We start from the raw sequence: 21927 nt of genomic DNA on the forward strand, positions 1-21927 counted from the left end.
GGAGGCGCCGACCGCCCCTCCCGCCGACGGAGCACGGAGCAGGAAGCCGGGAAGGTCGGCGCACAACATGCACGTCACGCATCTGTCGCTGGCCGACTTCCGTTCGTACGCCCGGGCCGAGGTGTCCCTCGACCCGGGCGTCACCGCGTTCGTGGGGGCCAACGGCCAGGGCAAGACGAATCTGGTCGAGGCAGTCGGCTATCTCGCCACGCTCGGCAGCCACCGCGTCTCCTCCGACGCCCCGCTCGTCCGCGTGGGCGCCGAGCGCGCGGTGATCAGGGCGGCCGTCACCCAGGGCGAGCGCTCGCAGCTGGTCGAGCTCGAGCTCAACCCAGGCAAGGCGAACCGCGCCCGGATCAACAGATCGTCGCAGGTCAGACCCCGTGACGTGCTCGGCATCGTGCGGACCGTGCTGTTCGCCCCCGAGGACCTGGCCCTGATCAAGGGCGACCCAGGCGAGCGCCGGCGGTTCCTGGACGAGCTGATCACCGCGCGGTCGCCGCGGATGGCCGGGGTGCGCTCCGACTACGAGCGCGTGCTCAAGCAGCGGAACACGCTGCTCAAGTCCGCCGCCATGGCCCGCAGACACGGCGGGCGCTCCCTGGACCTGTCGACGCTCGATGTGTGGGACCAGCATCTGGCCGAGGTCGGCGCGGAGCTGCTGGCCCAGCGCCTGGACCTGATCGCCACGCTCCAGCCGCTGGCGGACAAGGCGTACGGGGACGTGGCTCCGGGCGGCGGCCCGGTGGCGCTGGATTACCGCAGCTCCGTCGGTGGCGAGGCCGGCCCCGCGCGCACGCGTGAGGAGCTGTACGGGCAGCTCATCGAGGCCCTGGCCGGGGCCCGCAAGCAGGAGATCGAGCGCGGAGTGACGCTGGTCGGCCCGCACCGCGACGACCTGGTGCTCGGCCTGCGCGGGATGCCCGCCAAGGGATACGCGAGCCACGGGGAGTCCTGGTCGTACGCGCTGGCGCTGCGCCTCGCCTCGTACGAGCTGCTGCGCGGCGAGGGCAACGAACCGGTGCTGGTGCTGGACGACGTGTTCGCCGAGCTGGACGCCCGCCGCAGGGAGCGGCTGGCGGAGCTGGTGGCGCCGGCCGAACAGGTGCTGGTGACCGCGGCGGTGGACGACGACGTGCCGGGGGCGCTCGCGGGGACGCGGTACGCGGTGTCCGCCGGCGGGGTGGAGCGGGTGTGAGCGGCGACGGCGAGGGGAAGGCCCCCGGCGGCGAGGACGGGGCGAAGCCGGCGGAGCCGTCCGGTGTGGACCTGGCCCGCGTCGCTCTGCGCGCGGCGAAGGAGCAGGCGCGGGCGCGCGGTGAGGCGGCGCAGCAGAAGAAGCAGGCCAGGCGCGGCGGCGGGCTGCGCTCCGGGGCGCGGCGGGACGGCCGCGATCCGCTGCCGCTGGGTGCCGCGATCAACCGGCTGATCACCGAGCGCGGCTGGGAGACCCCGGCGGCGGTCGGCGGGGTGATGGGCCGCTGGCCGCAGATCGTCGGCGACGACCTCGCGCTGCACTGTGTGCCCGTGCGGTACGACGAGGAGCCGGACCAGCGCGTACTGACCGTGCAGTGCGATTCGACGGCCTGGGCGACGCAGCTGCGGCTGCTGGCTCCCCAGCTGGTGGCCCGGCTCAACGCGGACCTGGGCAACGGCACGGTGCGGATGATCAAGGTGCTGGGTCCCGGCGGGCCGCAGCACCGGTTCGGCCCGCTGCGCGCCCCGGGAAGCACTGGCCCGGGCGACACCTACGGCTGACCCGCCGCGACCTGGTCTTTTCTCATCCACGCCCGGCCCTGGGCCGCGTTCCGGCTGCCCGGGGGCCCGATGACGTGGCACGTGAAACCAGCTGGTGGTGAGCGGGCGTCCCTCACCGTAGCGGAGGGCTGACAGGCCGAAGCGCTCAACGCCTGCGTGAGCCCCTTGAGGCCCCGTCCCGGATATGGGGAGTCGTCAGCCGCTCATTCAGGGCGGCACATGCGTACTCAGGTACCCGCAAACCCCCATTCGGGTCGGCGCTACCGGTAGACTGATGAACAATCCCGCCGTCTTGCGGGATTCGTCGATACAAGCCGAACGACGCAGCCGCTCCCGCCTGCCCGGAGAACGGCCTGTGCTGTGCCAGAAAGGGCGCTTCGTGGCCGATTCCGGCAACCCCAACGAGAACATTCCGTCCACACAGGGCAAGGGCGACGCCGCTCCCGCCCCGGCCGAGGCACAGCCCTCGTACGACGCCAGCGCGATCACCGTGCTGGAGGGTCTGGACGCGGTCCGCAAGCGACCTGGCATGTACATCGGCTCGACCGGTGAGCGCGGTCTCCACCACCTCGTGCAGGAGGTCGTGGACAACTCGGTCGACGAGGCCATGGCCGGGCACGCGGACACCATCGACGTCACGATTCTCGCCGACGGCGGGGTGCGCGTGATCGACAACGGCCGTGGCATCCCGGTCGGCATCGTGCCGTCCGAGGGCAAGCCGGCCGTCGAGGTCGTGCTCACCGTCCTGCACGCGGGCGGCAAGTTCGGCGGCGGCGGCTATGCCGTCTCCGGTGGACTGCACGGCGTCGGCGTCTCCGTCGTCAACGCCCTGTCCACCCGGGTGGCAGTCGAGGTCAAGACGGACGGCTACCGCTGGACCCAGGACTACAAGTTCGGCGTCCCGACCGCCCCGCTGGCGCAGAACGAGGCCACCGACGAGACGGGCACCTCGGTCACCTTCTGGGCCGACGGGGACATCTTCGAGACGACCGAGTACTCCTTCGAGACCCTCTCGCGGCGCTTCCAGGAGATGGCCTTCCTCAACAAGGGCCTCACCCTCAAGCTGACCGACGAGCGCGAGTCGGCGAAGGCCACGGCCGGTGCCGACAGCGCCGAGGCGACCGAGGTCCCCGAGGACGAGACGACCCGCACGGTCACGTACCACTACGAGAACGGCATCGTCGACTTCGTCAAGTACCTCAACTCCCGCAAGGGCGATGTCATCCACCAGTCGGTGATCGACATCGAGGCAGAGGACAAGGACCGTCTCCTCTCGGCCGAGATCGCCATGCAGTGGAACACGCAGTACAGCGAGGGTGTCTACTCCTTCGCCAACGCGATCCACACGCACGAGGGCGGTACGCACGAGGAGGGCTTCCGTGCGGCACTGACCTCGCTGGTCAACCGGTACGCGCGCGACAAGAAGCTGTTGCGCGAGAAGGACGACAACCTCACCGGTGAGGACGTCCGCGAGGGTCTGACGGCGATCATCTCGGTGAAGCTGGGCGAGCCGCAGTTCGAGGGCCAGACGAAGACCAAGCTGGGCAACACGGAGGCCAAGACCTTCGTGCAGAAGGTCGTCCACGAGCAGCTGACGGACTGGTTCGACCGGAACCCGAACGAGGCCGCCGACATCATCCGCAAGGGCATCGCCGCCTCGACCGCCCGCGTGGCGGCCCGCAAGGCGCGTGACCTGACCCGTCGCAAGGGGCTCCTGGAGAGCGCCTCGCTGCCGGGCAAGCTGAGCGACTGCCAGTCCAACGACCCGACGAAGTGCGAGATCTTCATCGTCGAGGGTGACTCCGCCGGTGGTTCGGCGAAGTCCGGCCGTAACCCGATGTACCAGGCCATCCTGCCGATCCGCGGCAAGATCCTGAACGTCGAGAAGGCCCGGATCGACAAGATCCTGCAGAACACCGAGGTCCAGGCACTGATCTCGGCCTTCGGCACCGGGGTCCACGAGGACTTCGACATCGAGAAGCTCCGCTATCACAAGATCATCCTGATGGCGGACGCCGACGTCGACGGTCAGCACATCAACACCCTGCTGCTGACGTTCCTCTTCCGCTTCATGCGTCCGCTGGTCGAGGCCGGGCACGTCTACCTCTCGCGCCCGCCGCTCTACAAGATCAAGTGGGGCCGGGACGACTTCGAGTACGCGTACTCGGACCGCGAGCGCGACGCCCTGGTGGCGCTCGGCAAGCAGAACGGCAAGCGGATCAAGGAAGACTCGATCCAGCGCTTCAAGGGTCTCGGCGAGATGAACGCCGAGGAGCTGCGTGTCACGACGATGGACGTCGACCACCGGGTGCTCGGCCAGGTCACGCTCGACGACGCGGCGCAGGCCGACGACCTGTTCTCGGTGCTGATGGGTGAGGACGTCGAGGCGCGGCGCTCGTTCATCCAGCGCAACGCCAAGGACGTCCGCTTCCTCGACATCTGAGTCGGCCGTACAAGCAAGCCGCCGCGCGAAAGGACTTTGACCAGCAATGGCCGACGAGAACACCCCTGCCCCCGTGACACCCGAAGAGGTCCCGCCCGTCGAGGGCGTGGGCATGCGTGTCGAGCCCGTCGGGCTCGAGACGGAGATGCAGCGCTCCTACCTCGACTACGCGATGTCCGTCATCGTGTCGCGTGCTCTGCCCGACGTGCGGGACGGCCTCAAGCCCGTCCACCGCCGGGTGCTGTACGCGATGTACGACGGCGGCTACCGGCCCGAGAAGGGCTTCTACAAGTGCGCCCGCGTCGTCGGTGACGTCATGGGTACGTACCACCCGCACGGCGACTCCTCCATCTACGACGCCCTGGTGCGCCTGGCGCAGCACTGGTCGATGCGCATGCCGCTGGTGGACTCCAACGGCAACTTCGGTTCCCCGGGCAACGACCCGGCCGCCGCCATGCGGTACACCGAGTGCAAGATGATGCCGCTGTCCATGGAGATGGTCCGGGACATCGACGAGGAGACCGTCGACTTCCAGGACAACTACGACGGCCGCAACCAGGAGCCGACGGTCCTGCCGGCGCGCTTCCCGAACCTGCTGGTCAACGGCTCCGCGGGCATCGCGGTCGGCATGGCGACCAACATCCCGCCGCACAACCTCCGCGAGGTCGCCTCCGGCGCCCAGTGGTATCTGGAGCACCCGGATGCCTCGCAGGAGGACCTCCTGGACGCCCTGATGGAGCGCATCAAGGGACCGGACTTCCCGACCGGCGCGCTCGTCGTGGGCCGCAAGGGCATCGAGGAGGCGTACCGCACCGGCCGCGGCTCGATCACGATGCGCGCGGTCGTGGCGGTCGAGGAGATCCAGAACCGCCAGTGCCTGGTGGTCACGGAGCTTCCGTACCAGACCAACCCCGACAACCTCGCGCAGAAGATCGCCGACCTGGTGAAGGACGGCAAGGTCGGCGGCATCGCGGACGTCCGTGACGAGACCTCGTCGCGTACCGGCCAGCGCCTGGTCGTCGTCCTGAAGCGGGACGCGGTCGCCAAGGTCGTCCTGAACAACCTGTACAAGCACACCGATCTGCAGAGCAACTTCGGCGCCAACATGCTGGCGCTGGTGGACGGGGTGCCGCGCACCCTGTCGATCGACGCATTCATCCGCCACTGGGTGACGCACCAGATCGAGGTCATCGTCCGGCGTACGAAGTTCCGGCTGCGCAAGGCCGAGGAGCGCGCGCACATCCTGCGCGGTCTGCTCAAGGCCCTGGACGCCATCGACGAGGTCATCGCCCTCATCCGGCGCAGCAACACCGTGGAGATCGCGCGCGAGGGCCTGATGGGCCTGCTGGAGATCGACGAGATCCAGGCGAACGCGATCCTGGAGATGCAGCTGCGCCGGCTGGCCGCTCTGGAGCACCAGAAGATCACCGCCGAGCACGACGAGCTCCAGGCGAAGATCAACGAGTACAACGCGATCCTGGTGTCGCCCGAGCGGCAGCGGCAGATCGTCAGCGAGGAGCTGGCGGCGATCGTCGAGAAGTTCGGCGACGACCGGCGCTCCAAGCTGGTGCCCTTCGACGGTGACATGTCCATCGAGGACCTGATCGCCGAGGAGGACATCGTCGTCACGATCTCCCGCGGCGGCTATGTGAAGCGGACGAAGACGGACGACTACCGCTCGCAGAAGCGCGGCGGCAAGGGCGTGCGCGGCACGAAGCTCAAGGAAGACGACATCGTCGACCACTTCTTCGTGTCGACGACGCACCACTGGCTGCTGTTCTTCACCAACAAGGGCCGCGTTTACCGGGCCAAGGCGTACGAGCTGCCGGACGCCGGCCGGGACGCGCGCGGCCAGCACGTCGCGAACCTGCTGGCCTTCCAGCCGGACGAGCAGATCGCGCAGATCCTGGCGATCCGCGACTACGACGCCGCGCCCTACCTGATCCTGGCCACCCAGGGCGGCCTGGTGAAGAAGACCGCGCTGAAGGACTACGACTCACCGCGCTCCGGAGGCGTCATCGCGATCAACCTGCGCGAGACGGCCGACGGCAGCGACGACGAGCTGATCGGCGCGGAGCTGGTGTCGTCCGAGGACGACCTGCTGCTCATCAGCAGGAAGGCCCAGTCGATCAGGTTCACCGCGACGGACGACGCGCTGCGGCCGATGGGCCGTGCCACTTCGGGTGTCAAGGGCATGAGTTTCCGCGAGGGAGACGAACTGCTCTCGATGAATGTCGTCAGGCCCGGTACTTTCGTGTTCACTGCCACTGACGGCGGGTACGCGAAGCGGACCCCCGTCGACGAGTACCGCGTCCAGGGTCGCGGCGGCCTCGGCATCAAGGCCGCCAAGATCGTGGAGGACCGGGGTTCGCTGGTCGGTGCGCTGGTGGTCGAGGAGACGGACGAGATCCTCGCCATCACGCTCGGCGGTGGCGTGATTCGTACGCGAGTCAACGAAGTCAGGGAGACGGGCCGTGACACCATGGGCGTCCAACTGATCAATCTGGGCAAGCGGGACGCCGTTGTCGGCATCGCCCGCAACGCCGAGGCGGGCCGCGAGGCCGACGAGGTCGACGGACCCGTCGACAGCGACGCCGAAGGCGGGACGACCGAGGCGAGCACGGCCGACGAGGCCGCAGGCAGCACGGTCGACAGCAATGTCGAGGACACGTCGTCCTCGACCGGGGAGCACGAGGAGTAGAGCGTGAGTGGAGCCACGGGCGCCGGTTCGGCCGCTTCCGGAGCCGGAGGTAACGGTGCCCGTGGCCCCGCCACGGACTCCCAAGGGGGCACTGTGACGGATACGCGGGGCCCTCAGCCCCAGTACGAGGGTTACGCGACCGGGCCGCTGCCCGGCGAGCGGGAACCCGCACCGGGCCAGGCGGGCCCGTACCACCCGCCGCAGGCTTACCCCTCGCCTCCGGGCGGGACACAGGGCGGTGGGCGGCCCTACGGTGCTCAGCAGGGCGTGGGGCCGTCCCAGGCGGCCCGCAAGCCGCGGACGGGGGCGCGGACCACTCCGCGTACCCGCAAGGCGCGCCTGCGGGTGTCCAAGGCCGATCCGTGGTCGGTGATGAAAGTCAGCTTCCTGCTGTCCATCGCGCTCGGCATCTGCACGGTGATGGCGTCGGCGGTCCTGTGGATGGTGATGGACGCGATGGGCGTCTTCTCCACCGTGGGCGGCACCATCAGCGAGGCGACCGGTTCCAACGAGGGCAACGGCTTCGACCTTCAGGCGTTCCTGTCGTTGCCCAGGGTCCTGATCTTCACCTCGGTCATCGCGGTGATCGACGTGGTCCTGGCCACCGCGCTGGCGACGCTGGGCGCCTTCATCTACAACCTGTCGGCGGGCTTCGTGGGCGGTGTCGAGCTCACGCTGGCGGAGGACGAGTAGCCCCGCGGGTATCGATTTTGGGACTGGCCCCGACGTGCGCTAATCTTCAGAAGTCAGCGCGACGGAAAAGCGCGGCGGGGCTATAGCTCAGTTGGTTAGAGCGCATCCCTGATAAGGATGAGGCCACAGGTTCAAATCCTGTTAGCCCCACCAGCACGAAGGCCCCCACCGGGAACGGTGGGGGCCTTCGGCGTTGCCGGACCTGATCCCGGGATCAGGAGGTCAGGCGGGCTCGCACGTGCACACATGCCGACCGGGGAGGCGTGTGACCGGTTGCGCCCATCAGGGCACGGCCGCCCCGGCCTTGACGGCGGCACAGCCGGCATCTCTTACCGGCCTCCTCACTTCGTACCGCCTCCTCACCTGGCAGGTGTGAACGCCCCGGCGCACGGGAAAGCCCCCGTCCGGTGTGAACCGGCCCGGGGGCTCAGGGGGTCAGGTGCTGCGGCGCTGTCACGGTGGGAGGAGCGAGGCGTCCTGGGCCGGAGTGCCGTGCGAGGTGCGGGCGGAGCCCGTGGTGCTCACGGCGTTCTTCGTGTCTGCGGACAGATGCCGGGTGGCGGGTGAGGAGCCGTGGGCCTCGGCGCGGATGCGCTGCTTCATCGTGGGCGGCAGCGCCCGGTCACGCGGAAGGGTCCATCGCACCGAAGGCCCGGTTGCTGTTGCGCGGGCGGCGGCCGTGTGCTCGTGGGCCGTGGCCGCCGGCTCCGTGTTCGTGTTCGTGGCTGGCGCCTGCGCGGCGGTGGCCGTGGAGCTCGCGAGGCCCAGGGCCGCGAGGAGGGCGAAGAACGCGGTGACGAAGGCGGTCCAGATGTGCTTGGCCGAGACGGTGCTCATGGCCCCTCACTTTCAGGTGGTCCGGTTTGCTTACCTTTCCGATGATGTGGATCCGGCCCGCGAATTCGTGGACCGACGCCGCGCATACGCCGATCTTCAGATGAACACCACTCGTATGGTTCAACCGGCCCGCCCCGGCCTTCCTCGGGGGCGTCCGAGGGGCGCGCACAGAGGGGTTCCGGCCGCACGTCGGCAGGCGCCAATTGGGTTGCGGGGAGGTCACCGGTCGATATCGGCCGGTGTGTATAGTCGGGCGGCAGAAGTCCCCTACGCCAACGAAGGACGAGGTCGCGCGGTGAAGAAGCTTCTCCTGGTCGCACTGGCCGCCATCGGCGGGCTCCTCGTGTACCGCCAGATCCAGGCGGATCGCGCCGAGCAGGATCTGTGGACGGAGGCGACCGACTCCGTGCCCGCGGGTTCGGGTGTCTGAGACGGAACAGCCTGGTACGAGCCCCGGTCGCTGACGCGGCCGGGGCTTCGTGCTGTTGCGGGACCGTGACAGCTGTGCCCTTGAGTTCACGCAAGCAAATCAATAGCTTGCGTGAGCAAAGACATTGACTGTTCGGTCGAGGGGGCACGGGTGAGGCAAGACCATCACCGCAGAGGTTCGCGGGCGGGGATTCTGATCAGCGGGGCGCTGTTCGCCCTGGTGGCGGGCGCGTTGCCGGCACCGGCGGCAACGGTCGCCCACGGGGCACCGGCGGCCGCGAGGTCCGGCGGCAACGGCAGCCTGGTGATGGTGCTCGACTCATCCGGCTCCATGGGGGACGACGACGGCGCCGGCCGCACCCGGATGGAGAGCGCCCGCGCGGCCGTCTCCACGGTGGTGGACGGCCTTCCGGACGGCTTCCCGACCGGGCTGCGCGTCTACGGCGCCGACCGGCCGCACGGCTGTACGGACACCCGCCTCGCCCAGCCGGTGCGCGCGCTGGACCGGGGCGCGCTCAAGCGGGCGGTCGAGGCGGTGCGGCCCCGGGGCGACACCCCCATCGGCCTCTCGCTCCGCAAGGCGGCCGAGGACCTGCCCGAACCGGCGGACGGCGCCATCGGGACGCGCACGATCCTGCTGGTCTCGGACGGCGAGGACAACTGCGGTGCGCCGGCGCCCTGCGAGGTTGCCGAGCGCCTCGGTGGGGAAGGGCTCGGGCTGCGCATCGACACCGTCGGCTTCCAGGTGAAGGGCCCCGCCCGCGAACAGCTGGAGTGCATCGCACGCGCGGGCAACGGCCGTTACTACGACGCGCCGGACGCCGACGCGCTGGCCCGTCAACTCCAGCGCGCCGCCCGGCTCTCGGCGGACGGCTACCGGCTGAAGGGACGCCGGGTGACGGGCGCGGCCACGGCCGGCCGGGCACCCGTACTGACCCCGGGGCAGTACCTGGACACCATCGGTCCGGGCGAGAAGCGGTACTACGCGGTGGACTTCGACGCCGCCTCCACGGCGGACCTCGCCGCGACGGCGGTCCCGCAGCCGGGGGCGGCCGTGGACACGTTCGACGCCCTGACCACCAGGATCGAGCGCACCGGACACGAGTACTGCGCGACGGACACCGAGCGCTTCTCGCAACGGGAGGGCGCGGTGCCGCTGACGGTCGCCGTCGCCCGGGTCCCCTCGCCGGCCGGCGGCCGTGTCTGCGACCGTGCGGGCCGCTACCGGCTCGTGGTGGAGCGGACGAGCAAGAAGAACTCGGACGCGGCCCGTTGGCCCCTTGAGCTGGTGTACGGGACCGAGGCGCCGCTGGCGGAGGGTGTGACGCCCGCCCAGTCGGAGGCGGAGTACGGCGAGGGCGACAAGGACGTCGCGCTGCCCACGGGCGATCCGCGCGATGTGCGGGGTGGTACCGGCTTCAACGACGCGCGGGAGCTAGGCCCCGGCGTGTGGCGTGACCGCGTCCTCCCGTCGCAGACCCTCTGGTACAAGGTCCCGGCGGGCTGGGGCCAGCAGGTGTCCTACACCGTCGAGTTCGCGAACGAGCCCACGGTGGACCGGGCCCACTCCACGTACTCGTACGGCGCGACCCGGCTCTACACGCCGGCCCGCTTCCCGCTCGACGGGGGCAGTGAGTTCTACGGGAACACGCGGTACGACGGCAGCCCCGCGGCGGTCCGGATGGGCGGGGTCCCCGTCGCCTGGACCAACCGCTACGAGAACCGGTCGTACGTCCAGCCGGTGCGCGTCGGGGGCGACTTCTACATCTCGGTGACGCTGGGCGCCCGGGCGGCGGAGATCGCGGAGAACGCGGAGATCGGTGTGGTGCTGCGGGTGGCGGTGCTGGGCGAGGAACGCTCCGGGCCGGGACGTGACGCCCCGGCGGTTACGGGGCCGGCGGGCGGGAAGACCGGCGGCGCGGGGGCGGACAAGCGGGGCGATTCGGCCGCTGCCGCAGACAGTGGCGGTGCGGGAGGGGCAGGATGGGCGGTTGTTGCGGCCGCGGGCGCGGGGGCTGCTGCCATGGCCGCGATTCTGGCCGTGTTCGTATATGTACGCGGCCGCCGGAGGGCAGCCGCACGGATGACGAGGGGAAGCGCGTGATGAGGCGGCGCAGCAGGATGCGGGGGGCGCTCGCGGTGGTGGCGGCGGTGTTCGCGGTGGCGGCGCTGCCGGGACAGGCGTACGCGGCCGGTGCCCCCGGCTCGTACACCTTCGATCCGGACGCCGAGCCGGCCGTCGGCGCCGACATCAGCGCCGAGGCGACGAAGCTGAAGCCGGGCGGGGTCTACAAGAGCGCGATCCGGAGCGGGCAGAAGCTGTACTACCGGCTGGACCTGGACGCGAAGACGAACGCCTATGTCTCCGCCGTCGTCGTGCCGAAGGGCGGCGGCAAGGTGTCGTACGGGGACGGGATCACGGTCAGCATCCGGGACAGCTCGGACGACGAGTGCAGTGCGCAGGACGCCGTGTTCGGGACCGCGCAGTACCCGCGCCCCATCACCGCCTACGCCTCCCGGCGGATCGACAAGGACGGCACCTGCCAGGAGGCCGGTACGTACTACGCGCTGATCGAGCGGGAGAGCAAGGAGACCTCCGACCAGGGGGAGTGGGACCTGGAGCTGCGTTACGCCTCCGAGCCGGAGCTCGCGAACGCCTCCTCCGCGCCGACCACCGCCCCGACGACCTGGGCGTCCGCGTCACCGCCTCCGCCCGACGCCGCCATGGACAACACCCGTCGCGGGGGCACCGGTTACTACGACGCCACGAGCCTGGAGAGCGGCGAGTGGAAGGACCGGATCGAGCCCGGGCAGACCCTCTTCTACCGGGTGCCGGTGGACTGGGGCCAGCAGCTCTTCGCCACGACCGAGCTGAGCAACAGCACCTCCGAGAAGAGCGCGTACGTCAGCAGCGCGCTGGCGGTGTCGCTGGAGAACCCGGCGCTGGGGCACGTCGCCGATGTGTCGCCCATGGCCTATACGGGAAAGCCGGTCTCCGTCCCGTTCGACCCGCTGCCCCCGGTGGCGTACCGGAACAGGTACGACTCCAGTGACGATGTCGGCGGCATGCGGTTCGCCGGCTGGTACTACCTGTCCGTCACGCTGAGCCCGGACCTCGCGAAGCCGTACGGGCAGAAGCCGATCGCGCTGACCCTCAAGATCAGTGTGAAGGGCGAGGCGGAGAAGTCACCGTACAAGGGCGATGCCGGGATCTTCTCCGTGACCCAGGGCGACAAGGACGCGGCGCGGGAAGGGCAGAGCGGCGCGCAGGCCGCCGAGGCCAGGAGCGAGCGCGGCACGATGAAGCTGGTCGCGGCGGCCGGAATCGGCGCCGGTACCGTGCTGGTGCTCTGGCTGGGGGCGTGGACCCTGATCGCGCGACGCCGCGCGGTGGCCGCACCGGCCGTGCCCACGGGCGGGCAGTACCCGTACGGAGGGCCGCCTCAGGCTTGGTAGGCGGGGGCGGCCGCCCCCGTACTCAGGACTGGGTCAGCGCCCAGATGCCCACGGCGAAGCAGACCAGCGCCACCAGCAGGACCGGGACCGCCACCTTCGGGGGCGGTCCCGGTCGCTTTCCCGGGGCGGGCGCCGGTGCCTGGAAGGGGGCCGCCCCTTGCTGGGGGGCCGTGTAGGGGTGGGTGAAGGACTGATCCTGCGGACCGGGGGTCGGTGCGTGCGCGGGTCCCGCGTCGGGGGCGGTGTAGCCGGCCGGGTTCGGGTAGCCGTACGGGGCCGAGGGTGCGGCGGTTTGCGGGGCGTGGTGTGCGGGAACGGCCGGCCCGGGGGGCGGGAGGTGGAAGCTGCCCGTCTCGGACATGGGGGCCGGCGCGGAGGGGTAGGGCTGCTGCCCGCTGGGATGAGGGCCGGTCCCCAGGGGTGCCGCCGGCTGGGGAGCCGGCGCTTCCTTGGGCGACGGAGGCGCGGTCGGCTGGCCACTTGTCTGAGGACCAGGTGAGTGCGCTGCCGCCGGCCCGCCGGCCCGCAGGGGACCGTCGGGGCCGAAGCCCTCGGGAAGCGGGCCGATCTGGTCGAAGACCTCCACCGGCTCCTCGGCGTCCGAGGGATCGGGAAGCATCTCGACGGCGGCGTTCAGGGCCTTGCGCGCGCCCGTGGCCGTACGGAAACGGTTTTGCGGGTCCGGCTGCAGGAGCCCCGCGATGACCTGCCACACCGGCTCCGGGACGCCGTCCGGGGCACTGGGCGTGCCGTGCTCCGCGAAGTGCTCGATGAGCGCCTGCGAGTCGGGCTTGGTGCCCTGGAGCAGATAGAGGGCGACCAGGCCGACAGCGAAGAGGTCCGCCGGGAAGTCCGGTTCGGCGCCCATCATCTGCTCGGGAGCGAAGTAGCCGAGCGTCCCCACCACGTAGTTCGTCTCGGTGAGGCGCGGCTCGCCCTTGCGCATGGAGATACCGAAGTCCGAAAGCCGCAGATGCGGGCGGCCCCGACCGGTGGCCTCCATAAGGATGTTGGCCGGTTTGATGTCCCGGTGCACGACGCCTTCGGCGTGCACCGTCGAGAGGCCGGACAGCAGCTGGTCGAGCAGCGTGCAGACGAACCGAGGGGGCAACGGGCCGTAGTCCCCGATGACATGGGCCAGCGAGCCGCCGCTGACGAGGTCCATGGTGAAGAGGACCTGGTCGTCGTCGGCGGCCCAGCTGGCCGGCGCCAGCACATGGGGGTGCTCGATGCGCAGCGCCTGTTCCCGGACGAAGCGGAGCAACGTGTGCGCGTCGCTCTGCTGGAGCACCTTGGCCGCCACATAGCGGCGGCGCCGGTGGTCCCAGGCGCGCCACACGGCACCGACCCCACCGCGTCCGATCGGATCGACCAGTTCGTACCGTCCGGCGAAGACCTCACCCATGGCGCTGTGCCCGCTCCCCGTTCATGTTTCCGGCCCGTGCCCCCGTACTGTGCGGGGCCTAGCTCTGGTGGCTCTCGTAGTGCGCCACCGCTTCCGCGGTGCGCCCTGCTCCGTACACCCGGAGGAACTCTGCCAGTTCCGGGTGCGTCGGGGCGAGGGAGTCCGCCGCATCGATGATGTCACCGGCGGCCGCGACCGAGCGCAGCAGCGACTGGATCTCCCGGACCACCCGGCGGACCGTGGGTGCCCCGCCGCTCGCCGTGGTCTGGCCGGTGCCCGAGAGCACCGAGCCGCCCTGCGACTTCTTGATCTCCTCCATGCGGGCCGTGGCCTCGGCGGCGCTGACGCTGCCGTCGGCGACCTGGCCGGCCAGCTCCTGAAGGGCCTGGACGCGCTGGACGACAGCCGGGTTGCCGATCTTCGCGCGCTGACCGCTCATGAGCTGGGAGAGCATGGGAGCGGACAGTCCGAGTGCCGCGGCGAGGCGGGCCTGGTTGAGGCCGAGGTCGTCGATCAGCCGGCGGAAGAGCGCCCCCAACGGCTCCCCGTACCAACTGCGCTGAAGCTCTCTGGCTCTGGCCGTCGCCTCTTGCTGCGCTGCATCCATTGCGTCTCCCCTTCGCATCGGCTTCGCTGCTGCGAACCTCGACCAGCATCTTACGGAGCGTGGTCGCCCACCGGGAGTCCCCGAATTTTTGCAGGATCACCGGGGGGAGCCGGTACTCTGTTCTGCGGCGGTGACCGGAACATCGAGGTGTTCGGGCTGCGTGCTGTCGGGGCCTTAGCTCAGTTGGTAGAGCGCTGCCTTTGCAAGGCAGATGTCAGGAGTTCGAATCTCCTAGGCTCCACATCCCGAGAGGCTCCCTGAACTGCGGAAACGCGGATCAGGGAGCCTCTTTGCGTGGGCCCGGGCCGGATCGCGCACGACGCCGGGCCCGAGGGGCCCCGGGTACGCGGACGGGCGCCGGGAGACCTCGTGGTCCTCCGGCGCCCGTTCTGGTGCGCGTGCTGTCGTGCGGGGTGCGCGGGTCAGGCGCGGTCGTCCAGGCCCGTGCCGTCCGGGCCGTCCTCGCCGGCCGCCTCGGCGTCGGCCTGCTTGGCCTCGACCTCGGGGTCCAGAAGCGTCGAGGAGTGCGGGCTGCCGTCGACGGAGGACAGCGGCGCGCGGTCGTCGACCTCGGTGGGAGCGGGCGGCTCCACCAGCCACTCCGGGTTGGCCTGCTTGTCCCACCAGCGCCACACCGCGTAGCCGGCGGCCGCGAGGATGCCGGTCACGGCCAGGCCCTTGAACGCCTTGCCCGCCCTGGCCCGCCGCTCGTGCTTCCGGGCCAGCTTGCGGATCTGCTTGGCCGTGACCTGGCCGCGCAGGGCGGCCACAGCGGCGGCGCTGCGGGCGGCGGCTTCCTCCGCCACCGGCTGGGCGGCGGCCCGGGCGCTCTCGATGCGCGGGACGGTGTAGTCCGCGGCGCTGCGGGCGGCATGACGGGTGCGGAGCGCGGCGCGCTGGGCGACCTCGTCAACCTTGGGGGGTACGTGTGTGCGGGCGAGCTCGATACGCGGGGCGACGTGCGCGCCGTACTGCACACGGGCCTGCTTGGCTGCCTTCGACACCTTCGGTGCGAGCAGCGTGCGGGCCTCGTGCGCATAGTGAACGGCCTGGTCCTTGGCCGAGTCGGCGTAGGGCGCCACCACTTCCGCGGCGTGCTGCACGCTGTCCCTCGCCGAGTCGGTTGCGGCGCGCACGCTGTCGATGCGGGTCACGGGATCCTCCTCCTTGGTGGCGGGTAGGTACTCCGCCTTTCCACCCAATTCGAGATCATGCCTGCGTGGGCCCTGTGCGGCATGTGGGGCGGGCATCCGGGTCATTCGGTACCTCCCGACGACCATGCCACGGTTCATCCGGTATCGCGCCGGTTCGTCACGCACTTGGCCGCATCGTTTGTGCCGCGGCGGCGCGGAGGCCACCGGCTCCCGCCTCGGACGCCGCGGGGGCGGCCCGTGCAAGGATCGGAGCGGCGGTCCGGCCCGGTCAGCGGTGCGGGCCGGCGCGCGGCGCAGTCGCGCAGAGCACATGTGCAGACTCACGGAAGGCAGATCGTGGCCGAGCAGCTTTACGCCACCTTGAAGACCAACAAGGGCGACATCGAGATCCGGCTCCTGCCGAACCACGCTCCGAAGACGGTCAAGAACTTTGTCGAGCTCTCCGAGGGGGAGCGCCAGTGGACCGATCCGGCCACGGGGCAGCCGACCCGGGCCCGGCTGTACGACGGCACCGTCTTCCACCGCGTGATCAGCGGTTTCATGATTCAGGGCGGTGACCCGCTGGGGAACGGCACGGGTGGCCCCGGGTACACGTTCGCGGACGAGTTCCACCCCGATCTCGCCTTCACCAAGCCGTATCTGCTCGCCATGGCCAACTCCGGGCCCGGCACCAACGGCTCGCAGTTCTTCGTCACGGTCTCGCCGACGGCCTGGCTGACCGGCAAGCACACGATCTTCGGTGAGGTGGAGGACGCGAAGAGCCGGCAGGTGGTGGACGCCATCGCGGCCACCGCGACCAATGCGCGTACCGATCGGCCGGTGCAGGACGTCGTCATCGAGTCGGTCAGCGTGGAAACGCGCTGATCGCCCAACGCATCCGACCGCTCACTCTCCGATTTCACGTTCGGGAACCAACCGCCCCGCCCGTCCGTATCTCATGGCAGAACGGATGCGCGGGGCGGTGTCGTGCGCACCCGTGCGACGACGAGGACCGAGGGGACCGGGAAGCCATGGGACCGATGGACCAGCAGCCGCCGGGCGCGGCCGGACCGCCCCCGCCCGTCGAGGGGCCGGCCCACTGCTACCGCCACCCCGGCCGGGAGACGGCGGTCCGGTGCGTGCGCTGCGACCGGCCCATCTGCCCGGACTGCATGGTCGACGCGTCGGTCGGCTTCCAGTGCCCGGACTGCGTCCGCCAGGGATCCGGTACGGGGCGCAGCGCGTCCGCCGCCCGGCCGCGCACGCTGGCCGGGGGCGTCGTCGCGGCGGACCCCCGGCTGGTCACCAAGATCCTGATGGGGATCAACATCGCGGTGTTCGTCGCGGTCCTGGCCGACGACTCGCTGCTCGATCGCCTGATGCTGCTCGGCCGCGCCAACTTCTACTACGGCGGGCCGCCCGAGGGCATCGCGGAGGGCCAGTGGTACCGGCTGGTGACGTCGATGTTCCTGCACGAGGCACCGTGGCACATCGCCTTCAACATGCTGGGGCTGTGGTGGCTGGGCGGACCGCTGGAGGCGAAGCTGGGCCGCGTCCGCTTCCTCGCGCTCTATCTGCTCTCCGGGCTGGCGGGCGGCGCCCTGACATACTGGCTCGCGGAGCCGAACCAGCCATCGCTGGGAGCCTCCGGGGCCATCTACGGTCTGCTGGGCGCCACCGCCGTACTGATGCGCCGGCTGAACTACGACATGCGCCCGGTCATCGCGATCTTCGTGCTCAACCTGATCATCACCTTCAACCCCTGGGGCGGGATCGCCTGGCAGGCGCATGTCGGGGGACTGATCGCCGGAGTGCTGATCGGGATCGGCATGGTGCACGCCCCGCGTGAGCGGCGGGATCTGGTGCAGTTCGGGACCTGCGCCCTGGTGCTTGTGGCCGTCGTGCTGATCGTGGTGACGAGAACGGCCGCCCTGACCTAGAGGGCGCCCCTGGCCGCCTTCACAGGCCGGTTGTGGACCATTTGTGACCGAAGTTGTCCACAGGGTTCCACAGCGTGACCCGGATCTTGTGCATATCGCGGGCATAACTGTGCCCCTTGTCCCTGAGCTGGGTTTTTCCAGTCGGGACAAGGGGCGTCCCGCCCCGGGGCTGGGGCGGCTGCAGTCACACCGGCGTCAACGGCCTGAGAGTTATCCACAGATCGTCTGACCTTTTCCCCCACCTGTGGATAACGCTGTGGGTAACTCAGGGCAGGGGTTGCGGATCAGGGCCGGCGTGTGGTTCTACGCGGTCGCGCGGGCTACTTCCACTGCGTGGAGACGCCGAAGCCGCCGGCGATGAAACCGAAGCCGACGACGATGTTCCAGTTCCCCAGCGACTTCACCGGCAGATCGCCGTCGGTCACATAGAAAACGACGATCCAGGCCAGCCCGATGAGGAAGAGCGCCAGCATCACGGGCGCCACCCAGCTGCGGCTGGTCAGCTTTATGTTGGTCGCCTGCTTCGCCGCGGGCGGCGTGAAGTCGGCCTTCTTGCGGATCCGTGACTTCGGCACGAGGAACTCTCCTGTCGATGCGCTGCGTGACCGCGCAGGGAACTGTGGCTGGCGCCGGGGCGGGGCGCGAGGGGGAATGTGGCCTCCCCCGGGCGTCCGTTAGCGTAGTCCTTCCGTGGCGCCGAAGGAGATAAGGGTACGTTGAGCAATTCTGCCGACTCTCCCCCCGGGCCGGTCCGCCGCACCTTCCGGCACCCGGCCAGAGTGCTCACGGCTGCCGTTTTCGCCCTTGCCGGACTCATCTTCGTGACCAGCGCGAATACGGCGAAGGGCACCAATATCCGGACCGACGCCTCACTGCTGAAGCTTTCCGACCTCATCCAGCAGCGCAGCGAGAAGAACGCCGCCCTGGAGGAGTCCGCCACATCCGTGCGCGAGGACGTCGACAGCCTCGCCCAGCGCGACAACGGCAGCACCAAGGCGGAGGCCGCCAGGCTCAAGGCGCTGGAGCGGACCGCGGGCACCACCGAGCTGTCCGGCCCGGCCGTCTCCGTCACGCTCAACGACGCCCCGCCCAACGCCACCGCCAGCCCCGGCTACCCCGACCCGCAGCCCAACGACCTGGTCATCCACCAGCAGGACCTCCAGGCAGTCGTGAACGCCCTGTGGCAGGGCGGCGCCAAGGGCGTCAAGGTCATGGACCAGCGGCTGATCTCCACCAGCGCCGTGCGCTGCGTCGGCAACACCCTGATCCTCCAGGGCCGGGTCTACTCACCCCCGTACAAGATCACCGCGGTCGGCGACACCGGTGCGTTGCGACGGGCGCTGGACGCCTCGCCGGCGATCCAGAACTACCTGCTGTACGTGAAGGCGTACGGACTCGGCTGGAAGGTGGACGAGCAGGGGGCCGCGACCCTCCCGGGCTACTCGGGCACCGTGGACCTGCACTACGCGGAGCCGGTGAAGTAGCAGACGGCGACAGGCGCCGCACAGCGTTCCACAGGCATCCCACGCCGGGCCCCGGGCCCTTTAGTCTGGACCCGGTACCGAATGGAGGGTCTGGATGTACAGCTGGATCTGGCGGCATCTGCCGGGCAACGTGTGGGTGCGTGCGTTCATTTCGCTCGTGCTCGCCGTGGCGGTCGTCTATGTGCTGTTCCAGTACGTCTTCCCGTGGGCGGAGCCGCTGCTTCCGTTCGGCGATGTGACGGTCGACGGAGCGAGCGCGCCGACGGGGGCCGCCCGATGAGCGCCCGCATCCTGGTCGTGGACAACTACGACAGCTTCGTCTTCAACCTCGTCCAGTACCTCTACCAGCTCGGTGCCGAGTGCGAGGTGCTGCGCAACGACGAGGTGACCACGGCCCACGCGCAGGACGGCTTCGACGGCGTCCTGCTCTCCCCCGGCCCCGGCACCCCGGAGCACGCGGGCGTCTGCGTCGACATGGTGCGGCACTGCGCGGCGACCGGCGTCCCGGTCTTCGGGGTCTGCCTGGGCATGCAGTCGATGGCGGTGGCGTACGGCGGTGTCGTCGGCCGCGCTCCCGAGCTGCTGCACGGCAAGACCTCGCCGGTGCTCCACGAGGGCGCGGGCGTCTTCGCCGGACTGCCCTCGCCGTTCACCGCGACCCGTTACCACTCGCTCGCCGCCGAACCGGACACCGTGCCCGACGAGCTGGAGGTCACCGCGCGGACGGCCGACGGCATCATCATGGGCCTCCGCCACCGCGAGCTGGCCGTCGAGGGTGTGCAGTTCCACCCGGAGTCGGTGCTCACCGAGCACGGCCACCTGATGCTGGCCAACTGGCTGGTGCGCTGCGGGGACACCGGAGCCGTCGAGAGGTCGGCGGGGCTCGCTCCGGTGGTGGGCAAGGCCGTCGCGTGACCCCACCCCGCCACGGAGCCGGGGCCGGGCAGGACGACCCGCACGATCCGCGGGCGTACGAGGACCCGGGCGCGTTCGAGGCGGCGGTCCACCGGCTGGCGGACCCGTTGAACGACCCGCTGCCGGGCCCTGAGCCCGTGGTCCCGCAGCAGGAGGCGCCCTACGAGCCACAGGGCCCCGAGCAGGCCCCGCAGGAGTGGTACGACCCCGATGGGTACCAACGGGACTGGTACGGCCACCAGGGGCCCGTACAGGCGCCTTTGGAGGCATCGCCGCCCGCGCCCGACCCGCACGTCCCGGTCGACCCGGGCCCCGCGGCCGTTCCGCAGCCCCCTGCTGGCGAGGCCGTGGAGCCGGCCACGGAGATCCTCGGCCGAATAGACGCGGGCGACCCGCTCGTGCCGGCGCCCCGCCCGGAGCCGGAAGCGCTCGCCGAGGCCGACGAGCCCGGAGGCGTACCCGACGAGCCCGGAGGCGCACCTGATGCGCCCACGCCACCGCCCACCGGCGGCCGCGCCGAGCGCAGGCGTGCCGCCAAGGGGCGCGGCCGCAGGCGTCCCGCGCCGCGGCCCGGTCCTGAGAGCACGGCCCCGGCGAAGCCCATGACGCGCATGGAGGCGCGCCGCGCGGCCAAGGCCGCCAAGGACAGCCCCGCGATCGTCATCAGCCGGGGCATCGGCGAACTCTTCATCACCCTGGGCGTCCTGATGCTGCTGTTCGTCACCTACCAGCTCTGGTGGACGAATGTGCGCGCCGACCAGATCGCCGGCCGGGAGACGCACAAGATCCAGGACGACTGGGCCAAGAACGAGAAGACCCCTGAGAAGCAGGAGGCGTTCGAGCCGGGGCAGGGCTTCGCCATCATCCACATCCCCAAACTGGACGTCGTCACGCCGATCGCCGAGGGCACCAGCAAGGAGAAGGTCCTCGACCGGGGCATGGTCGGCCACTACGGCGAGAAGCCGCTGAAGACGGCGATGCCCTCCGCCAAGGAGGGCAACTTCGCGCTGGCCGGCCACCGCAACACCCACGGCGAACCGTTCCGCTACATCAACCGCCTGAAGCCCGGCGACCCGATCGTGGTCGAGACCCGGGAGGCGTACTACACGTACGAGATGACGAGCGTGCTGCCGCAGACCTCGCCCTCCAACGTCTCCGTGATCGCGCCGGTGCCGGAGCAGTCCGGGTTCACCAAGCCCGGCCGGTACATCACCTTGACGACGTGTACGCCGGAATTCACGAGTACGTACCGTTTGATCGTCTGGGGCAAGATGGTCGACGAACGGCCGCGCAGCGAGGGGAAACCCGACGTGCTCGCGGACTGAACGGGCCGGACGCCATGACGACAGGGCGGTGCGATGACAGCGACGACCGAGGACCAGGAGCGGACCGACGAGCCCGCGCCACCCGCGCGGAAGGGCGGCCGCCATCCCCTCGCGACCGCGGTCAGTCTCTTCGGTGAACTGCTCATCACCGCAGGTCTGGTGCTCGGCCTCTTCGTCGTCTACTCGCTGTGGTGGACGAACGTGCTCGCCGACCGCGAGGCCACCAAGCAGGGTGACACCGTCCGCGACACGTGGGCCGACGGCCCCGGTGCGCTGGACACCAAGGACGGCATCGGATTCCTCCACGTCCCGTCGATGAAGAACGGCGAGGTGCTCGTCAAGAAGGGCACCGACACCGACATCCTCAACGACGGTGTCGCCGGCTACTACACCGATCCGGTGAAATCCTCGCTCCCTTCCGCCAAGGAGGGCAACTTCTCGCTGGCCGCCCACCGGGACGGCCACGGGGCGAAGTTCCACAACATCGACAAGGTGCGTACCGGGGACGCGATCGTCTTCGAGACGAAGGACACCTGGTACGTCTACAAGGTCTTCAGCGAGCTTCCGGAGACGTCCAAGTACAACGTCGACGTGCTGGGCCCCGTCCCGAAGGGCTCGGGCGCGAAGAAGGCCGGCCGCTACATCACGCTCACGACCTGCACCCCGGTCTACACGTCGAAGTACCGCTACATCGTGTGGGGCGAGCTGGTCCGTACGGAGAAGGTCGACCGCGACCGCACGAAGCCGGTGGAGCTGCGGTGACGGCTGTGCCGTTACGCCGGAGGGCCCCGGTCACCTTCG

20 protein-coding genes and 2 tRNA genes are annotated in these 21927 nt (G+C 70.3%); 17 read left to right on the top strand and 5 right to left on the bottom strand.

Annotated features, from left to right (window positions below):
• Nucleotides 1–67 precede the first annotated feature (67 nt).
• The 6 genes from recF to OG867_RS15910 all read left to right on the top strand — a co-directional run bounded on the left by recF (nt 68) and on the right by OG867_RS15910 (nt 7748).
• Nucleotides 68–1198, top strand: coding sequence for a DNA replication/repair protein RecF (recF, locus tag OG867_RS15885; protein ID WP_328901159.1), 1131 nt, complete (start codon nt 68–70; stop codon nt 1196–1198).
• Nucleotides 1195–1758, top strand: coding sequence for a DciA family protein (locus OG867_RS15890; protein WP_328901158.1), 564 nt, complete (start codon nt 1195–1197; stop codon nt 1756–1758). Before recF ends, OG867_RS15890 begins: the two co-directional genes overlap by 4 nt.
• A 355-nt stretch (nt 1759–2113) precedes the next feature.
• Nucleotides 2114–4201, top strand: coding sequence for a DNA topoisomerase (ATP-hydrolyzing) subunit B (gyrB, locus tag OG867_RS15895; RefSeq protein ID WP_406286007.1), 2088 nt, complete (start codon nt 2114–2116; stop codon nt 4199–4201).
• A gap of 46 nt (nt 4202–4247) precedes the next feature.
• On the top strand, nt 4248–6902 hold the full coding sequence (gene gyrA, locus OG867_RS15900; RefSeq protein ID WP_406286009.1) for a DNA gyrase subunit A: 2655 nt from the start codon (nt 4248–4250) through the stop codon (nt 6900–6902).
• Between the two features lie 93 nt (nt 6903–6995).
• On the top strand, nt 6996–7595 hold the full coding sequence (locus OG867_RS15905) for a DUF3566 domain-containing protein (RefSeq protein WP_328901155.1): 600 nt from the start codon (nt 6996–6998) through the stop codon (nt 7593–7595).
• Nucleotides 7596–7671: 76 nt separating this feature from the next.
• Nucleotides 7672–7748, top strand: a tRNA-Ile gene (locus tag OG867_RS15910).
• A gap of 300 nt (nt 7749–8048) precedes the next feature.
• On the opposite strand, the gene OG867_RS15915 is transcribed toward OG867_RS15910, so the two are convergent.
• Nucleotides 8049–8432: a DUF6344 domain-containing protein gene (locus tag OG867_RS15915; RefSeq protein WP_406286012.1), complete on the bottom strand. Its 384-nt coding sequence runs from the start codon at nt 8430–8432 to the stop codon at nt 8049–8051.
• Nucleotides 8433–8727: 295 nt separating this feature from the next.
• Between OG867_RS15915 and OG867_RS15920 the strand changes: the two genes are divergently transcribed.
• From OG867_RS15920 to OG867_RS15930, 3 genes are all read left to right on the top strand, one after another.
• The gene (locus OG867_RS15920; RefSeq protein WP_003958712.1) at nt 8728–8862 is read left to right on the top strand and encodes a DLW-39 family protein; all 135 of its coding nucleotides are present in this window, start codon (nt 8728–8730) and stop codon (nt 8860–8862) included.
• 150 nt (nt 8863–9012) lie between these two features.
• On the top strand, nt 9013–10965 hold the full coding sequence (locus OG867_RS15925) for a vWA domain-containing protein (RefSeq protein ID WP_406286014.1): 1953 nt from the start codon (nt 9013–9015) through the stop codon (nt 10963–10965).
• A gap of 17 nt (nt 10966–10982) precedes the next feature.
• Nucleotides 10983–12317 carry a hypothetical protein gene (locus OG867_RS15930; protein ID WP_406290976.1) on the top strand — a complete coding sequence of 445 codons (1335 nt, stop codon included), beginning with the start codon at nt 10983–10985 and terminating at the stop codon, nt 12315–12317.
• 22 nt (nt 12318–12339) lie between these two features.
• Here OG867_RS15930 and OG867_RS15935 read toward each other — a convergent pair whose 3' ends face one another.
• Complete coding sequence (locus OG867_RS15935) at nt 12340–13722, bottom strand: serine/threonine protein kinase (protein ID WP_406286016.1); 1383 nt, start codon at nt 13720–13722, stop codon at nt 12340–12342.
• Between the two features lie 58 nt (nt 13723–13780).
• Entirely contained in the window at nt 13781–14329 is a 549-nt protein-coding gene (locus OG867_RS15940) for a helix-turn-helix transcriptional regulator (RefSeq protein ID WP_328901151.1), read from the bottom strand.
• 168 nt (nt 14330–14497) lie between these two features.
• Between OG867_RS15940 and OG867_RS15945 the strand changes: the two genes are divergently transcribed.
• Nucleotides 14498–14570, top strand: a tRNA-Ala gene (locus tag OG867_RS15945).
• Nucleotides 14571–14751: 181 nt separating this feature from the next.
• Here OG867_RS15945 and OG867_RS15950 read toward each other — a convergent pair.
• Nucleotides 14752–15483, bottom strand: a complete 732-nt coding sequence (locus OG867_RS15950) for a DUF5324 family protein (protein ID WP_328901150.1) — start codon at nt 15481–15483, stop codon at nt 14752–14754.
• Nucleotides 15484–15819: 336 nt separating this feature from the next.
• On the opposite strand from OG867_RS15950, the gene OG867_RS15955 reads away from it, so the two are divergent.
• Together OG867_RS15955 and OG867_RS15960 are read left to right on the top strand one after the other, a co-directional pair.
• A complete protein-coding gene (locus OG867_RS15955; protein WP_328901149.1) occupies nt 15820–16347 on the top strand; it encodes a peptidylprolyl isomerase in 528 nt (175 codons plus the stop codon).
• A 155-nt stretch (nt 16348–16502) separates the two neighbouring features.
• Nucleotides 16503–17402 carry a rhomboid family intramembrane serine protease gene (locus OG867_RS15960; protein WP_406290978.1) on the top strand — a complete coding sequence of 300 codons (900 nt, stop codon included), beginning with the start codon at nt 16503–16505 and terminating at the stop codon, nt 17400–17402.
• Nucleotides 17403–17722: 320 nt separating this feature from the next.
• On the opposite strand, the gene crgA is transcribed toward OG867_RS15960, so the two are convergent.
• Nucleotides 17723–17977: a cell division protein CrgA gene (crgA, locus tag OG867_RS15965; RefSeq protein ID WP_328901148.1), complete on the bottom strand. Its 255-nt coding sequence runs from the start codon at nt 17975–17977 to the stop codon at nt 17723–17725.
• A 141-nt stretch (nt 17978–18118) separates the two neighbouring features.
• Between crgA and OG867_RS15970 the strand changes: the two genes are divergently transcribed.
• The 5 genes from OG867_RS15970 (at nt 18119) to OG867_RS15990 (ending at nt 21888) form a co-directional block, all read left to right on the top strand.
• Entirely contained in the window at nt 18119–18886 is a 768-nt protein-coding gene (locus OG867_RS15970) for a DUF881 domain-containing protein (RefSeq protein WP_328901147.1), read from the top strand.
• Between the two features lie 94 nt (nt 18887–18980).
• Nucleotides 18981–19166 carry a hypothetical protein gene (locus OG867_RS15975; protein ID WP_328901146.1) on the top strand — a complete coding sequence of 62 codons (186 nt, stop codon included), beginning with the start codon at nt 18981–18983 and terminating at the stop codon, nt 19164–19166.
• Complete coding sequence (locus tag OG867_RS15980; protein ID WP_018101916.1) at nt 19163–19801, top strand: aminodeoxychorismate/anthranilate synthase component II; 639 nt, start codon at nt 19163–19165, stop codon at nt 19799–19801. The genes OG867_RS15975 and OG867_RS15980 overlap by 4 nt, the downstream gene beginning before the upstream one ends.
• Complete coding sequence (locus OG867_RS15985; RefSeq protein ID WP_406286022.1) at nt 19798–21126, top strand: class E sortase; 1329 nt, start codon at nt 19798–19800, stop codon at nt 21124–21126. Before OG867_RS15980 ends, OG867_RS15985 begins: the two co-directional genes overlap by 4 nt.
• 33 nt (nt 21127–21159) lie before the next feature.
• Nucleotides 21160–21888: a class E sortase gene (locus OG867_RS15990; RefSeq protein ID WP_406286025.1), complete on the top strand. Its 729-nt coding sequence runs from the start codon at nt 21160–21162 to the stop codon at nt 21886–21888.
• The last annotated feature ends 39 nt before the right edge of the window (nt 21889–21927 follow it).

This window comes from Streptomyces sp. NBC_00209 (assembly GCF_045206345.1).
In the GTDB taxonomy this organism is placed as follows: Bacteria; Actinomycetota; Actinomycetes; order Streptomycetales; family Streptomycetaceae; genus Streptomyces.